17 protein-coding genes are annotated in these 15,334 nt (G+C 73.8%); 8 read left to right on the top strand and 9 right to left on the bottom strand.

Annotated elements, in window-relative coordinates; genetic code table 11:
- Positions 1–19 precede the first annotated feature (19 nt).
- The 6 genes from J2S44_RS34435 to J2S44_RS34410 form a co-directional block, all read right to left on the bottom strand.
- Positions 20–937: an STM4011 family radical SAM protein gene (locus J2S44_RS34435; RefSeq protein ID WP_310422720.1), complete on the bottom strand. Its 918-nt coding sequence runs from the start codon at positions 935–937 to the stop codon at positions 20–22.
- The gene (locus J2S44_RS34430) at positions 934–2,223 is read right to left on the bottom strand and encodes an STM4012 family radical SAM protein (protein WP_310422716.1); all 1,290 of its coding nucleotides are present in this window, start codon (positions 2,221–2,223) and stop codon (positions 934–936) included. The genes J2S44_RS34435 and J2S44_RS34430 overlap by 4 nt, the downstream gene beginning before the upstream one ends.
- Entirely contained in the window at positions 2,220–3,005 is a 786-nt protein-coding gene (locus J2S44_RS34425; RefSeq protein WP_310422713.1) for an STM4013/SEN3800 family hydrolase, read from the bottom strand. The genes J2S44_RS34430 and J2S44_RS34425 overlap by 4 nt, the downstream gene beginning before the upstream one ends.
- On the bottom strand, positions 2,993–4,039 hold the full coding sequence (locus J2S44_RS34420; protein ID WP_310422710.1) for an STM4014 family protein: 1,047 nt from the start codon (positions 4,037–4,039) through the stop codon (positions 2,993–2,995). Before J2S44_RS34420 ends, J2S44_RS34425 begins: the two co-directional genes overlap by 13 nt.
- Positions 4,036–4,965 carry an STM4015 family protein gene (locus J2S44_RS34415; RefSeq protein ID WP_310422707.1) on the bottom strand — a complete coding sequence of 310 codons (930 nt, stop codon included), beginning with the start codon at positions 4,963–4,965 and terminating at the stop codon, positions 4,036–4,038. Before J2S44_RS34415 ends, J2S44_RS34420 begins: the two co-directional genes overlap by 4 nt.
- Before the next feature lie 93 nt (positions 4,966–5,058).
- Positions 5,059–5,904 (bottom strand): ATP-binding protein, encoded by an 846-nt coding sequence (locus J2S44_RS34410; protein ID WP_310422704.1) that lies wholly within the window; start codon positions 5,902–5,904, stop codon positions 5,059–5,061.
- Positions 5,905–6,164: 260 nt separating this feature from the next.
- Between J2S44_RS34410 and pgi the strand changes: the two genes are divergently transcribed.
- Positions 6,165–7,799: a glucose-6-phosphate isomerase gene (gene pgi, locus J2S44_RS34405; RefSeq protein WP_310422701.1), complete on the top strand. Its 1,635-nt coding sequence runs from the start codon at positions 6,165–6,167 to the stop codon at positions 7,797–7,799.
- A gap of 49 nt (positions 7,800–7,848) precedes the next feature.
- On the opposite strand, the gene J2S44_RS34400 is transcribed toward pgi, so the two are convergent.
- A complete protein-coding gene (locus tag J2S44_RS34400; protein ID WP_310422698.1) occupies positions 7,849–8,145 on the bottom strand; it encodes a hypothetical protein in 297 nt (98 codons plus the stop codon).
- A gap of 140 nt (positions 8,146–8,285) precedes the next feature.
- On the opposite strand from J2S44_RS34400, the gene J2S44_RS34395 reads away from it, so the two are divergent.
- From J2S44_RS34395 to J2S44_RS34385, 3 genes are all read left to right on the top strand, one after another.
- Positions 8,286–9,218: a DUF1996 domain-containing protein gene (locus J2S44_RS34395; protein WP_310422695.1), complete on the top strand. Its 933-nt coding sequence runs from the start codon at positions 8,286–8,288 to the stop codon at positions 9,216–9,218.
- 103 nt (positions 9,219–9,321) lie between these two features.
- Positions 9,322–9,897: a sigma-70 family RNA polymerase sigma factor gene (locus J2S44_RS34390; RefSeq protein WP_310422692.1), complete on the top strand. Its 576-nt coding sequence runs from the start codon at positions 9,322–9,324 to the stop codon at positions 9,895–9,897.
- Positions 9,894–10,589 (top strand): anti-sigma factor family protein, encoded by a 696-nt coding sequence (locus tag J2S44_RS34385; RefSeq protein ID WP_310422690.1) that lies wholly within the window; start codon positions 9,894–9,896, stop codon positions 10,587–10,589. The genes J2S44_RS34390 and J2S44_RS34385 overlap by 4 nt, the downstream gene beginning before the upstream one ends.
- 149 nt (positions 10,590–10,738) lie before the next feature.
- On the opposite strand, the gene J2S44_RS34380 is transcribed toward J2S44_RS34385, so the two are convergent.
- The gene (locus J2S44_RS34380) at positions 10,739–11,404 is read right to left on the bottom strand and encodes a (2Fe-2S)-binding protein (RefSeq protein WP_310422687.1); all 666 of its coding nucleotides are present in this window, start codon (positions 11,402–11,404) and stop codon (positions 10,739–10,741) included.
- Between the two features lie 105 nt (positions 11,405–11,509).
- Between J2S44_RS34380 and J2S44_RS34375 the strand changes: the two genes are divergently transcribed.
- On the top strand, positions 11,510–13,369 hold the full coding sequence (locus J2S44_RS34375; RefSeq protein ID WP_310422684.1) for a diguanylate cyclase domain-containing protein: 1,860 nt from the start codon (positions 11,510–11,512) through the stop codon (positions 13,367–13,369).
- A 30-nt stretch (positions 13,370–13,399) separates the two neighbouring features.
- Here the strand turns inward: J2S44_RS34375 and J2S44_RS34370 are convergent, their stop codons facing one another.
- Entirely contained in the window at positions 13,400–13,978 is a 579-nt protein-coding gene (locus J2S44_RS34370) for a GIY-YIG nuclease family protein (protein WP_310422681.1), read from the bottom strand.
- 113 nt (positions 13,979–14,091) lie between these two features.
- On the opposite strand from J2S44_RS34370, the gene J2S44_RS34365 reads away from it, so the two are divergent.
- Genes J2S44_RS34365 through J2S44_RS34355 form a run of 3 tightly spaced genes read left to right on the top strand, consistent with a single transcriptional unit; the run spans position 14,092 to position 15,321 of the window.
- A complete protein-coding gene (locus J2S44_RS34365) occupies positions 14,092–14,454 on the top strand; it encodes a DUF1304 domain-containing protein (protein ID WP_310422678.1) in 363 nt (120 codons plus the stop codon).
- Entirely contained in the window at positions 14,454–14,951 is a 498-nt protein-coding gene (locus J2S44_RS34360) for a helix-turn-helix domain-containing protein (protein ID WP_310422676.1), read from the top strand. Before J2S44_RS34365 ends, J2S44_RS34360 begins: the two co-directional genes overlap by 1 nt.
- Positions 14,893–15,321, top strand: coding sequence for a VOC family protein (locus J2S44_RS34355; RefSeq protein WP_310422671.1), 429 nt, complete (start codon positions 14,893–14,895; stop codon positions 15,319–15,321). The genes J2S44_RS34360 and J2S44_RS34355 overlap by 59 nt, the downstream gene beginning before the upstream one ends.
- Positions 15,322–15,334 lie beyond the last annotated feature (13 nt).

The following is a 15,334-nucleotide window of genomic DNA, read 5'->3' as shown; positions in this document are numbered from 1 at the left end:
AGTGCGTGTAAATACTCCGCTACGTAAATTCTTCGACCCGGTGGACCACGCGCTCCAGCAGCCCGTCGCGGTAGACGTCGCGCAGGCCGAGCGGCTTCAGGTGCACGTATCCGATGTGGCAGTCGCACGCCGCGTTCGGGCAGGACCGCGGCCGGAGCGCGGCCCGCCACGAACCGTCGTAGAGGTTCCCGATCGCCGCGGGTACGAAGTGGCAGCGCCGCACCGTCCCGTCGCCGAGCACGGAGATCGCGGTCTCGCCCGCGTGGCAGGGCAGGCCGCGGGACGGGTGCGGGCGCACGCTGTCGCCGAAGCGCGGGTCGAGCGCGGTCCACGCCGCCTCCTCGGCCGCGGGGTAGACGTGCCCGTCCGCCGCGTTCACCCAGAGGTAGACGCGCGGCGGCAGCAGCGCGCGCAGCGCCCGCGCCTCGTCGAGGTGCTCCGGCAGGCCGACGATCCCGACCGAGTAGCGGACACCGAGCGCGTCCAGCTCGCGGCACCGCGCCAGGAAGCGGTCGCGACGCACCTGCCGGGGGTGGTACGTGGTCCACAGTGCCGCGGTGTCCCGGTCCGCGTCCGCGAGCCAGCCGGTGCGGGCGGCCAGGTTGGTCTGGATCGCGACCCGGTCCACGTGCGGCAGGTGCGACAGCCGGATGATCGTCTCCCGGTACCAGCTCCGGGTCAGCCCCTCGCCCCACGGGGTGAACAGCACGGACAGCCGCCGGTCGGTGGTCGCGGCCACCCAGTCCGCGAACCGGTGCAGCGCGGCCCGGTCCGCGCGCAGCAGCGCCGGCGGGTCGACCCGCTTCGCGAACGGGCAGTACGGACAGTCGTAGTTGCAGCTGGCCAGCGGCCCACGGTAGAGCACGTAGAGCGGCGCATCCGCCTCCGGGGCCGGGCGCAGCGGCAGCAGCCGGCGGTCACCGGCCGGCCCGCTCACCGCAGCGCGAACCCGTCCATCGCCGCGCGCACCTCCCCGGACACCAGCCACGGCCCGATCGCGTCCGACCGGGCCAGCCCGGCCGCGGTCAGCCGGTCCCGGGACGGCTCCAGCCAGCCGCGCTCCACCAGCGCCGCCAGCTGCGGGAAGTCGTCCGTGTGCGCGGTGCCGAACCGCGCCCGGTAGTCCGCCGCCGGCACCCCCTCGGCCCGCAGCAGCGACTTCAGCAACCACCGCCGCCGCTGCTCGGACGCGTCGAGCCGGTAGCCGAACTCTGCGAACCGGAAGTCGTCGTCCGGCCGGGAGAGGTAGTCGTCCAGCACCGCGCGCACCTCGCCGACCGTGACCGCGTAGTCGAACGAGTAGTGCAGCGACGTCGTGTACGACCGGGCGCCGCACCCGAGCCCGACCATGCCGTCGTCCTGGCAGCAGTAGTCCGGCCCGTCGTCGGCCGGCACGTCCGCCCGCCGGAACTGGCGCATCGACAGCTGGACGTAGCCCGCACCGGTCAGCACCTCCACCGCCTGCCGGTAGAGCGCCATCCGCTGCCCGTCCCAGTCCGCCCGCGTCCGGGCCCGCCGGCCGAGCCCGGTCAGCGGCCGCACGTACAGCGGATACAGGTACAGCTCCTCCGGCCGCCAGGCCAGCGCCGCGTCCAGGCTCTGCCGCCAGGTCCGCGCGGTCTGCCCGTCGATGCCGTAGATCAGGTCGACGTTCAGCACCGGGATCGCCGCGGCCCGGATCGCACCGAGCGCGGCCTCCACCTCCGCGCGGCGCTGCGGCCGGCCGGCCGCCCGGGCCTCCGCGTCCAGGAAGCTCTGCACGCCGATGCTGACCCGCGTGGTCCCGTGCCCGGCCAGCACGGCCAGCCGGTCCGGCGTGGCGGTCGCGGGCGAGGTCTCCACCGAGAGCGGCACCCCGGCCCACCCGCCGACGATCTCGAACAGCTCGGTCAGCTCCGGCGCGGTCAGGTAGGTGGGTGTCCCGCCGCCGATCGCCAGGCGCGCGACCCGGGCGTCCGGCGCGAGCGCGTCCCGCACCGCCCGCGCCTGCGCACGCAGCCGCCCGAGATAGGCGGTCACCTGCTCCGCCGCCGGGTTGGACCGGGTGAACAGGTTGCAGAAGCCGCAGCGCATCTCGCAGAACGGCACGTGCACGTACCCGAAGAGCGCGTCCTGCCGCTCACCGGCCCACACGTCGGCCAGCGCCGGCCGCGGGTCGAGCCGCCGGTACGCGGTCTTGTGCGGGTACGCGTACAGATAGCCCTGGTACGGCGACTCGGTCACAGCGTGAACTCCCCGTACGGCACGGTCCACACGGCCTCGTGCGCGACCCGGTGCCCGACGTGGCCGTCCTCGCCGTACAGCGTGCCGTGGTCGGAGCAAATGATCACCTTGCACGGGCGCCCGCGCCCACCGGCCAGCGCGAAGACCCGTTCCAGTGCCCGGTCCGCGTACTCCAGCGCGGCCGCGTGGCTGTCCACCGTGTCGGCCGCCGCGCCCGGCAGATAGTGCCGGTTCGGCTGGTGCACGGCCGCCACGTTGACGAACGTGAACAGCGGCCGCGACACCGGCAGCCCGGCGATGATCTCGGCGAGCCGGTCCGCCTGCGCGTCCACGCAGCCGGGCGCGGTGACGCCGAACGACGGCTCCCAGTGCGCCTCCGCGAACAGGCCGGGCAGCACCCGGCCGAGCGGCGCACCCGGGTTGAAGAAGCCGACGCCGCCCAGGCAGACCGTGTGATACCCGGCGTCGGCGAGCGCGCCCGGCAGGTCGGCCGCGTCGAACACCCAGGTGTCCGGCCCGGTCGTCTCGCTGCCCGCGAACCGGGCCGCGAACGGCCGCTCGTGCCGCCCCGGCGTGACCGGCGTGGGCAGGAAACCGGCGAAGAACGCGTGATGCGCCGCGTAGGTGAAACTGGCCGGGGTGTGCCGCCGCTCCCAGCCGCCCGGCAGCCGGGCGGCCAGCACCGGGGTGCGCCCGCCGGCGTGCAGCCGCGCCGCGACGTCGAACCGCAACGTGTCCAGCGTGACCAGGAGCAGGTCGTGGCCCGGGATCAGCTCGCGCACAGCGCCGCCCGCACCTGCGCGGTGTAGGTGTCCTCGCCGCGGTGCAGCACACCGGGCAGCAGGTCGCCGAACGCGTTGACCTCGGCCACCGCGTGCCGCCGCCAGGCCGCGTGGATCATCAGATCGACACCGGCCATCAGCGTACGCGGGAACGCCGCACCCACCCGGGCGCACGTCTCCATCGCCGCGTCCCACACCCGCGCGCCGGCCCGCGCCCGGACCTCCGCCACGTCGCCGCGCGCGTTGCCGAGGTGCAGGTTCGTCAGCGGAGACCGGCTGGCCCGCACCACGACGTGCCGGGCCTCGCCGGCGATCACGACCACGCGCAGGTCGACCGTGCGCCCGCCCAGGCCGGCCTTGGGAAACCACCGCTCCACGTGCAGCCCGTCCCCGGCCAGCGTGTCGACGATCGCGGCGACGTCCGCCTCCCGGTCGTACCGCCGGAGGGTCAGGTTGTTGAAGAGGCGCCCGCCGGGGCCGCGCTCGACGCTGGTCACGGCCGCGACCCGGCCGGGCGCGGCGGTGAGCGCGAGCACGCCGGACGCGGACGAGCCGTGCGACGGCTTCACGAAGACCCGGGCCCAGCCGGCCGCCCGCATCGCCGCCCGCAGCTCGGCGTAGCCGGAGACGGCCGCCAGCGCCTCGGGCACCGGCACGCCGTGCTCCCGCAGCAGCGCGTGGCACCGCGGCTTGTCGCTCATGGTGAGGATGTCGTCCGGCGCGCTGAGCAGCGTGCCGCCGCCGGCCTCGACCCGGCGCAGCGCCGCGCCCAGCCCGGCGTGCGCGGCCGCCGTCCCGGTGATCTCGCCGTGCGCGGCCGCCCGGACCGCGCCGCGCAGCAGCCGGCCGACCTCGGCGTCCTCGCCCGGCGAGTCGACCCGCACGCGCTCGCCCGGCCCCGGGACCGGCCCGCCGGTGAGCACGTCGCGCCACGCGTAGACGCGCGGCGGTGGCAGCCCCGCGGCGGTGACCGCCGCGGCGAACGACGTGACCCGCCGGTTGGCCGGGTTGCCCAGCACGGCGAACCCGCTCACTCCGAGACCTCGACGTAGCGCCCCCAGTCGCCGCGCGGCTCCTGCCGGTCGGTGACGTCGACGCGCACGCCGGGCAGCGCGTCGAGCAGCCGCTGCGCCACCTGCGGGCTCATGAAGTGATGGTGCAGGTCCAGCTCCTCCAGGTGGGCCGGGGCGGCGCCGAGCAGCGACTCCGCGCCCTCGTCGCCGAGCGTGCCGAGCGACAGGTCGAGCACGCGCAGCCGGCCGAGCAGCGGGGACTCCACGACCGCGGCCGCGATCGCGTCCTGCATCTCGCTGTTGCGCAGGCCCAGCGCGGTCAGCCGGGGCCAGCGGGAGTCGGCCTCGGCGAGCACCGGCCGCAGATCCTCCAGGACGACGTCACCGCCGTAGGACTCGACGCCGAGCCACAGGTTCAGGCGCTCCAGCGCGGACAGCTCCAGCGCGAGCACCGACCGCAGCAGCCGGGCCGGGAGCCCGCCGGACTGGATCTCCAGATCGCGCAGCGCGGCGTGCCGCACGGCCTCGGTGATCTCCAGGCCCTCGGTGCCGCGCACGACCAGCCGCTCCAGCGCGGGATAGGCCGTCAGCAGCGGCGCGATGTCCTGATGCCGGATCCAGGAGATCTCGCACTCCTCGAACGTCAGATCACCGAGGAACAGCGACCGCAGCCGGGGCATGCGCGGGGCGAGCCGGACGAACAGGTCGATCGGCGGCGCCACCTCGTACGCACCGCCCCACTGGCCGATCACCAGCGCGACCGGCCCGCCGTCGCCGGCCCGCGACAGCATCGCCTCCATCGCGGCCTCGAACTCGGCCGGCGCGACGTCGTAGTCCTCGATCTCGACGCGCCAGGCCACCGCGCCCGGATCGTCCGGCGGCACGTCACCGGCGGACGGCACCACCGGCAACCCGGCGAACGTGGTCACGTGCGAGTTGATGGTCATAGCGCTCCAGCCGCCGGTCCGGTCCTGCGATCGAACGGACGGTAGCAGCGCCGGCCGACACTTTTCCGCCGGTTGCGCCGGATCGACCGGTTCTCAGGCGGGACGCAGTCCGAGCACCGGGCGCGGCGCGGCGAACCGGCGGCGCACGACCGGACGCCACGAGGCCACCCGGCCCAGCGCCGCGACCGACGCGCGGGTGCGCCGCCAGCGCGGGCGCGGCACCGCCACGCTCGCCCACACCACCTTGCCGTCCGGCGCCAGCAGCACGCCGCACCGCGACGCCGAGCGCGCCACCAGGTCCAGCCCCCGGCCCCGGATCGGCAGCCCCGGCTCGGGCTCGTTGCCGCCGAACCGCGGCAGCCGCGTCGACCGGTCCGCGACCGCGATCCGCAGCTGCCCGCGGTAGTGGCTGACCGTCACGTCGAGCGCGGTGCCGGCGTGCTGCACCGCGTTCGAGACCAGCTCGGACACGATCAGCTCACCCGCCGCCACGACGTCCACGCCGATCGCGCGACGCTCGCAGAACGACCGGACCAGCGCCCGCGCGGCCGACGCGCCGGACATCTCCGGATCCATCCGCACGTGCGCCCGCGCCGGGTGCCTGCGCCGGGCGGGGAGCGCGGTCAGCGCCGCCGTCAGCGTCGGGAACATCCGCACCCGGCCCTTCAGCACCCGGCGGACCGCCACGTTCGGCGCGGACACCACCATCGTTATCCCCGGCCGCCGCGCGTTGCAGAACAGCACGGCCGCGTTCAGCAGCGACGCGAGCCGCTTCGACCGCCCGGCCCGGGCACAGTCCACGATCACGAACGGCGGGTGGTGCGCGGTGCACCGCACCAGCGCCCGCCGCAGCCGCTCCGCCGACAGCAGGTCCGCCCGCTCCCCCAGCGCCACCACCAGCGCGCCACTCTCCACATGCGCCCGAACGCTGCCAACCACCGCGGCCCACCTCCCGACTACCAGGCTCAGCGGTCCTTCAGTGCCCCCGCACCGGCCTCCTTACTCTCGTCCGCTGTTATGAAACTTTCAGGTTTCGCCCACGCAGCTCACACAGCGACCGCACGATTGCCGAATGTCACCAACCGGCCCGACATATGCGATATACCGGGGCCGTAAGGCACGGCACGTTGTCAACCTTCCGGGGGCGGAGTACGTAAGGATGAAACGACGGACAACGGCTACACGGGTAGGTCGAGCTGATGAGTGAAACGGTCACGGGCACGTCGCAGTGGCAGGCGCTGCAGGCGCACGCGGAGAAGGTCCGCCAGTCGCATCTGCGCGACCTCTTCGCCGGCGACCCCGGTCGCGGGCAGCGGCTGACCGGCCAGGCGGCGGACCTCTACGTCGATTACAGCAAGAACCTCGTCACCGACGAGACGCTCGACCTGCTGCGTGATCTCGCGCGGCAGCAGGACCTGACAGGCAAGATCGCGGCGATGTTCCGCGGCGACCACATCAACACCTCCGAGGACCGGGCGGTGCTGCACACCGCGCTGCGGCTGCCGCGCGACGCGCAGCTGACCGTGGACGGCCAGGACGTGGTCGCGGACGTGCACGCCACGCTGGACCGGATGGCCGCCTTCGCGGAGAAGGTGCGCGGCGGCGAGTGGCGCGGCGCCACCGGTGAGAAGATCACCACGATCGTCAACATCGGCATCGGCGGCTCCGACCTCGGCCCGGTGATGGCGTACGAGGCGCTCGGCGACTACCGGGACGCCGGCATCACGGCCCGGTTCGTGTCCAACATCGACCCGACCGACCTGGCGGTGAAGACGCAGGACCTGGACCCGGCGTCCACGCTGTTCGTGGTGGTGTCGAAGACGTTCGGCACGCAGGAGACGCTGACCAACGCGCGCGAGGCCCGCACCTGGCTGCTCGGCAAGCTGGGCGTGGACGACAGCGCGGTCGCGAAGCACTTCGTCGCGGTGTCCACGAACGAGAAGCGGGTCGTCGACTTCGGCATCGACCCGGCCAACATGTTCGGCTTCTGGGACTGGGTGGGTGGGCGGTACTCGCTGCCGTCCGCGGTCGGCCTGTCCGTGATGATCGCGGTCGGCCCGGACCACTACCGGGACATGCTGGCCGGCTACCACGCGGTGGACGAGCACTTCCGGACCGCGCCGCTGGAGCAGAACGTCCCGGCGACGCTGGGTCTGCTCAACGTCTGGTACAACAACTTCCTCGGCGTCCAGACGCACGCGGTCCTGCCGTACTCGCAGTACCTGCACCGGTTCGCCGCCTACCTCCAGCAGCTGACCATGGAGTCCCTCGGCAAGTCGGTCACCAGGGACGGCACCGAGGTCGGCTTCCAGACCGGTGAGATCTTCTGGGGCGAGCCGGGCACGAACGGCCAGCACGCGTTCTACCAGCTGATCCACCAGGGCACGAAGATGATCCCGGCGGACTTCATCGGCTTCAGCGTGCCGAACCACGACACCGCCGAGATGCACGACCTGTTCATGTCGAACTTCCTGGCCCAGACCGCGGCGCTGGCGTTCGGCCGGACCCGGGAGCAGGTCGAGGCGGAGGGCGTGGACCCGGCCGTGGTGCCGCACAAGATCATGCCGGGGAACCACCCGACCACCACGATCCTCGGCGAGAAGCTGACGCCGTCGACGCTCGGTCAGCTGGTCGCGCTCTACGAGCACATCGTGTTCACCGAGGGCGCGATCTGGGACATCAACCCGTTCGACCAGTGGGGCGTCGAGCTCGGCAAGGTGATGGCCAACCAGCTCGCGCCGTTGCTGACCCAGGAGACGACGCCGGCCGGCGACCAGGACTCGTCGACGAACGCGCTGATCGCCCGCTACCGCGCCCAGCGCGGCCGGGCATAACCGACATCCACGATCCGGCGGGGGTACGCCGTACCCCCGCCGGGTCCGGTCAGACCCGGCGGGTGCGCCGGATGACCACGATCGCGAACGCCACCGCCACCGCGCCGCCGGCCGCGTAGAGCAGCGGGTGCTCGACCCGCACCAGCCCCGGCTGCGCCTCCGCCACGCCCGGCCCCATGCCCAGCCAGGGCAGCGCGACCAGCAGCGCCAGCGCCCCCAGCCCGAGCAGCGCGAAGCCGGCGAGTTTCGCGGCGCGGCGCCGACCGTGCCGCACCGGTCCGGCGACGGGCACGACGAGCCCGGGAGCCGTACGAGGGTCGCGGGTGGCGTGCTGCGGAACGGTCATGATCGGCCTCCGGTCATTCGACGCTTGACGCTAGAACGACCGGCGCCGGGATCCGGTTCACATATATTTCCGGCCGGTGTCCGGCAGCCGCCGGCCGCGCTCACGTGCTGTGCCGGCGAACCACCAATAGAGTTACGGCTATGGCCCGGTCGCCCCGCAGGATGTCGCTCGCCGCCGCGCTGGCGGTGGAGGTGGCGTTGCTGGCCGGCGCGCTGACCGTGGCCGGTGCGGCCGGCGCCCGGCACGACGGCGACCGCGAGCCGATCGCGCGCGCCCCCGCGACTGTCGTGATCCCGACAGGACCGGGCCGGTACGTCTTCGACTGCGGCACGAACGCCGAGGCGCACCGCAACACCGCGAACGTCGTGGTCACCCCGGGCGTCCCGGGCCCGGAGCACCACGTGCACGACTACGTCGGCAATCGCTCGACCGACGTCGACTCCACCGACGCCACCCTGCTGCGCGGCACCACGACCTGCACGAACGGCGACCTGTCCACCTTTTACTGGCCGGTGCTGCGGGCCGGCGGCGAGCACTCCGAGATCCTCCGGCCCACGTCGGTGCGGATGGCGTACCTGGCCGCCGCGACCGGCCCGGTGGTGGCGGCGCCGCGCGGGCTGCGCGCGATGACCGGCGACGCGCGGGCCGCGACCACCGGCACGTCCGGCATCCGCGCCTGGACCTGCGAGGGCGCGGAGGACCGGCGGACCGACCGCTATCCCCGCTGCCCGGCCGGCCGGGAGGTGCGGCGCGTCCTCGAGTTCCCGAGCTGCTGGGACGGCGTGCGGACGGACAGCGCCGGGCACCGCCGGCACCTGGGCTTCCCGGGGGCGGACGGCGCCTGCCCGCCCGGCACGTTCGCCGTCCCCCGGTTGCGGGTCACGGTCGGCTACCGTGTGTCCGGCGATTTCACCGTGGACGCGTTCCCGGAACAGCACCGCAGCCCGCGCACCGACCACGGCATCATGATCAATCTGGCTCCCGAGCCGCTGATGGCCGAGATCGTCGCGTGCCTGAACGAGAACCGTTCCTGCCCCGCCACCGCCCCGGCCACCCACCCCCGGCCGGACTGAAGTCCGCTTTTCCTGTGAACCGTTCCCGGAGGACCGTCGTAGCTCGCGGTGGTGCGGGCCGACGGGTCCTCACCACCACCGACACCTTCTAAGGGGCGACGCGATGGCGATTCTACGGCCGCGCAAACGCCGGACGTCGAGCGACGAGGCGTTGATCAGGTCGTTGTACGAGGAGCACGGCGGTGCCCTGATCGCCTACGCCACGCGATTGACCGGGGACCGGACCGCCGCGGAGGACGTGCTCCAGGAGACGCTGTTGCGCGCCTGGCGGCACGCACACGAATTGTCCGAGTCGACCGGCTCCATCCGGGGCTGGCTCTTCACGGTCGCCCGCAACATCATCACGGACCGCGCGCGGGCCCGGTCGGTCCGGCCGACCGAGGTGGCCGAGTCGCCGGTGACCGTGCCGGTCTCCCGCGACCACTCCGACCAGGTCGTCGACTCGATCGTCGCGCTGGACGCGCTGGAGACGCTCTCCGAGGAGCACCGCAGCGTGCTCGTGGAGATCTACTTCCGGGGACGGACCGTCACCGAGACGGCGGAACATCTGGGAATCCCTCCCGGTACCGTGAAGTCCCGATCACACAACGCCATGAAGTCGCTCCGCGAGCACGTCATAGGCAGAAGAGCACAGGCGCCCGGCACGTCCGTCGCGCGAGTGGCGGAGGTGACCCGATGAGTGCCGAGGTCGAGCACAGCCAGCTGATCGGAGCGTACGTCTTGAACACGCTCGAACCCGCTGAGCGCAGCGAAGTGGACGCCCACGTGGCGACGTGCGACACGTGCCGGGCCGAGCTCGCGGAGCTCGAGGCGATGAAGGAGGCGCTCGGCGAGGTCCCGCCGGAGGCGCTGCTGCACGGTCCGCCGGACGCGGACCTGGTGCTCGCGCGCACGCTCCGGCAGATCCGCGCGGAGGCGTCCAGCGGCGTCCGCTGGCAGCGCGGACTGATGTCCGGGGCCGCCGTGCTGGTCCTGGTCGCGGCCGTGAGCGGCGGCGTCCTGCTCGGCCGCGGCACCGGCGACCCGGGCGTGACGTCACCGCCGGCCGCGCAGAGCGCACCGGCCGGCACGCGCGTGCAGTCCGGCGTCGACCCGGCCACGAACGTGCGGATGACCGCCACGGTCACGCCCGCGGCCGGCTGGGTCCGGGTGAACGCGGCCGTCGCCGGCATCCCGCCGGGCGAGGACTGCCGGCTGATCGTGGTCTCCGCGGACGGCAACCGGCAGATCGCGGGCGGCTGGATCGTCTCCGAGGCGGCCGAGACCGGCGGCACGAACCTGGACGGCAGCGCCTCGATCGACCCGGCCCGGGTGACCGCGATCGAGGTCGTCAACACGGCCGGCCGCACGTTCATCAGCCTGCCGATCTGACCGGCCCGATCCGACCGGCCCGATCCGACCGGCCCGATCCGACCGGCCCGATCCGACCGGCTAGATCCGACCGGCCCGATCCGACCGGCTAGATCCGACCGTGACCGGGTGCCGGGCGCGTCGTCACCGCGACGTGCCCGGCGCCCGGGTCACCGGCGGGCGGCGCGGGAGCCGATGTCCGGGGGCAGCGGGCAGTCGCCGCAGGTGCCGGCGCCGAGGCGGTAGTAGAGACAGCAACTGCGCCGGGTGTACGCGTCGCGCGGGCCGACGACGCCGGCCGAGTCGAGCGGCACGGTGGCGAGCACCGCGTCCCGGATCCGGCGGCAGTCCGCGGGCGGCGCGACGCGGGACAGCTGGCGCATGGTGCCCACGATCCCGGACGCGACGTTCCCCCACAGGAGTCCGTGCGCGGCCGGGGCCACCACCCGTACCCTCGCAATGATCGTCGAGAGGTGCGCGACCAGCGCGGCGCCGCAGGCGGCCTCGAGACCCGCACCGCGGGTTCCGGCGGGCGCGTCGAGCGACAGCCGGAAGCCGGCGCCGGGCGCGTAGGCGCAGCTCACGGCGGTCAGGTCGAGCAGGATGCCGGCGCGGGTGAGCAGCGCCAGCACCGGGCCGACCAGGCGGGCGGAGTAGCCGAGGACGGTCAGCGACGCCGCGACCCGGGGCTCGTCCGTGCGTGCCCACGCGCCCACCGCCGCGACCGCGTCCTCGATCGGCAGCGCGCCCGGCAGCGGCCCGAGACCGATGCCGAAGAACGGGTTGCCGGCGGAGACGCGGGCCACCTCGGCCCCGATCTCGTCCGCCCCGAGCACGCCGGAACCCTAGCAAGGCACACGGGTGGGGTCGAAGCCCTCAGGTCGGCGTCACCGCGCGCGATGGTGCGATCACAGTCGAAGCGCTTCGCGGGGGTTCAGCACATGGGTACAGGGCAGCGGTCGGTGCGCCGCGCCGCCCTCGGCGATCCACTTCTCGTCGGCCTGATCGTGTTCTCCGTCCTCGGGACGCTGTGGTACGCGGTCCCGCTCGCGGACCTGGACGGGGCACTGCGGCTGTTCTGGCCGGCGCAGGTCGTGCTGGACCTGACCATCTGCCTCACCTCGTGGCAGATCTGGCGGATGGCCGGCGCGGAGCCCGCCACCCGCCGGTTCTGGCGGTCGATGGCACACGCCACCGCGCTCTTCGTGGTCGGCGACTCCTACCAGGCCTTCCTCGCGGCCGGCGCGACCACCCCGGCCGAGGCGATCACCGGCGGCGCGGTGCAGCTGGCGTTCCTGGCCGCGGGCGTCTGCCTGCCGCTGTGGACCATGATCACCCACCCGATCGGCGCGGTGACCCGCGGCGAACGGCTCCGGTTCTGGCTCGACGCGATCATCATCCTGGCCGCGGTCGGCGCGTTCATCTGGGTCTACTCGGTGAGCGCCGCGAACGACGGCGGGCTGCCCCGGCTGGTGCTGACCGTGGCCGGCGCGGCCGGCATGCTCATCTGCGCGCTCGGCGTGCTCAAGCTCGCGCTCGGCGGGAACCCGCCGTTCACCCGGTCCGCGGCCGCGGTCGGCATCGTCGGCGTCACCATGACCGGCGCCGGCATCGCGGTCGGCGGCGCGCTCACCGACGCCGGCCACTACCAGCTGGCGATGGCGGCCAGCTTCGTGCCGTGCGTGCTGATGGCGTTCGCGCCGAAGGTCCAGGAACTCGGCATGCGGTACGGCGGTGCCGCGGCCGGCGCCGTGCGGCGCGAGGGACGGGTGAGCCTGCTGCCGTACGTCGCGGTCGCCGCCACGTACGCGCTGCTGGTCTCCGTGCTGTGGAGCGCCGAGCTGTCGCCGCGCGCCTGGGGCATCGTGGCCGGCGCCATCCTGATCAGCACGCTCGTCGTCGCCCGGCAACTCGCCGCGCTCGCCGAGAACCACGCGCTGCTGCAGCGGATCGCGCAGCAGGAGGCCCGGTTCCGCGCGCTGGTTCAGCACGCCTGCGACATCACCGTGGTGGCGGACGCGACCGCGGTGATCACCTACGCCAGCCCGGCGGTGCAGCGCGTGCTCGGCATCTCCCCCGAGGCGCTGACCGGTCTCCCGCTCAACGCGCTCCTCCACCCGGACGACCTCGGCACGCTCGCGCTCCCGACCGGCCGGGACGAGGTGCAGACCACCCAGCTGCGGGTACGGCACGCGGACGGCACCTGGCGCTGGCTGGAGGTGACCCGCACGAACCGGCTGCACGACGAGAACGTACGCGGCTACATCTGCAACGCCCGGGACGTCACGGACGCGCGCGCGTTCCAGGACCAGCTGCGCTTCGACGCCACCCACGACGCGCTCACCGGCCTCGCCAACCGCCTGCTCTTCCACCGCAAGCTGCGCGGCCCGGCCCAGCCCGGCGACCCGGACGGGCTGGTCGGCGTGCTGGCGATCGACCTGGACGGCTTCAAGGCGATCAACGACACGCTCGGCCACCACGTCGGCGACGAGGTGCTGGCGCTGGTCGCGGAGCGGCTCCGCCGGTGCGTGCGCCCGTACGACACGGTCGCCCGGCTCGGCGGCGACGAGTTCGCGGTCATCCTGTCCCCGACGACCGAGGCGTTCGCGGACGCCACTGCGGACCGGATCCGCGCGGCCGTCACGCAGCCCGCCGTGATCGACGGGCACCACCTGCAGATCCGGGCCAGCGTGGGCGTGGCGATCGGCACCCGTACCAGCACGGACGGCCTGCTGCGCACCGCCGACGCCGCGATGTACGACGCGAAGCGCCGGGGCAAGAGCGCGCTGGCCGCCAGCTGATCAGCGGCTACCGTTCCCGGCTGCCCGCGCTCAGGAGACCTCCGCCGGCCGGCTGGAGGCGTCGTACGCGTCCTTCGCGGCGACCACGGCCGGCTGGACGTGCTCCGGGCGGACGCCGTACACGTTCAGCGGCGGGTGCAGGTGCCGGACCAGCGCGGCCTCGATCTCCTCCGCGTCCTCGTCCTCGGCCCAGGTCAGGCGCAGGTGCCGGTGCATCCACGCGGTCAGCCGCGCCTCGTCCTCGGGAATCAGGACGACGCGGTCGGTCCAGGTCGTCCGGTATCCGTCGGACAGCAGCAGGCCCGCCAGCGTGCGCCGCAGCGTCGAGCTGCCCGACCGCCGCAGGTGGTTGCGCAGGATCCGGCCGCGCAGGTTGCCCGCGCGGCCGACGTACAGCAGCCGCAGTGCCGGGTCGTGCTCGTTCGGCGGGCCCGGCAGGTGCGGGAAGACCGTCGGGGCGGCCCACCACGCGTAGACGCCGCTGCCCCGCCCGAGGCGCTTTCCGGCGACGCCGGGGTCGAGCGGCGGGCCGGACAGCAGCCGCACGGCGTCCGCCATCCAGTCCTGGTCGGCCGGCAGATCGTCGGCACGCATTCGCGGAGTAGTCATCGCGCCCATGCTAGGCCCTGTATCGAAGTGGGGGTCGGAGCGAGGCGCGGTCCAGGTGTCGTCCGGGGGCGCGGCACGGGAGGCGGCCGGCGGTGGAAGTAGTGTGCGACGACGTGGGTATCGCAGCGAACGTCGTGGTCGGGTTGGTCGTCGTCATTCATCTCTACATCGTGGTGCTGGAGATGGTGCTGTGGGCGCGGCCCCGTGGGCGGGCGGTCTTCGGGACCACGCCCGAGTTCGCGGAGGCCTCGAAGACGCTCGCGGCGAACCAGGGGCTGTACAACGGATTCCTCGCGGCCGGGCTGATCTGGGCGCTGCTGGCCGACGACGGCACCGCGTACCAGGCGAAGCTGTTCTTCCTGGGTTGTGTGCTGGTCGCCGGGCTCTACGGCGCCGCCACGGTCAGCCGGCGCATCCTGTTCGTGCAGGCGGTCCCGGCCGCGCTGGGCCTGGTCCTGGTGCTGCTGGCCGGCTGATGGTCGCCACCGGGCTGCTCGCGCACCTGCGCCGGGCGCGGGACCACGCCGACCGGCACTTCGACGAGCCGCTCGACCTGGACACGCTCGCGCGGGTGGCCGGCGTGTCCAAGTACCACTTCACCCGCACGTTCCAGGAGATCTACGGGCAGACGCCGATCCGGTACGTGACCCGCCGGCGGATCGAGCGCGCGCAGGATCTGCTCCGCACGGCGAACCTGACCGTGACCGAGGTCTGCATGCTGGTCGGCTTCGCCAGCCTCGGTTCGTTCTCGTCCCGGTTCCACGCGCTGGTCGGCGAGAGCCCGGCCGCCTACCAGCGCCGGTGGGCCGCGCGCGGGGCGCCGCACGTGCCGGGCTGCTACCTGTTCATGGCCGGCGTGCTGGCGAGCAACCTGGGAGAAGCCACGGTCCGGCCGGCACCCGTACCGTCGCAGCATGATCTCGAACATCTCGCTGGTCACGGTGTACTGCCTGGACCAGGACGCGGCCCGTGACTTCTACGTCGAACACCTCGGGTTCACGCCGGCCGTGGACGTGCCGATGGGACCGGACTTCCGCTGGGTGACGATCGTGCACCCGAACCAGCCCGAGCTGGAGGTCACGCTGATGACGCCCGGCCCGCCGCTGGACGACGACGCGGCCGCGTTCGTGCGGCGGCAACTGGAGGCCGGCAAGATGGGCGGGCTCGGCCTGCGCGTCGAGGACTGCCGGGCCGCCTACGAGAAGCTGCGCGCGGCCGGCGTCACGTTCCTCCAGGAGCCGTCCGACCGGCCGTACGGCGTGGAGGCGGTGCTGCGCGACAACACCGGCAACTGGCTGGTGCTGGTCGAGCCGCGCGAGTTCGCCCCGGCCGACCTGGCGTGATCACACCCGGGGC

Origin of the sequence: Catenuloplanes niger (assembly GCF_031458255.1) — a bacterium.
GTDB lineage: Bacteria > Actinomycetota > Actinomycetes > Mycobacteriales > Micromonosporaceae > Catenuloplanes > Catenuloplanes niger.
The sequence above is the reverse complement of the archived record's forward strand: the minus strand, read 5'-3'. Positions and strand labels throughout refer to the sequence as shown.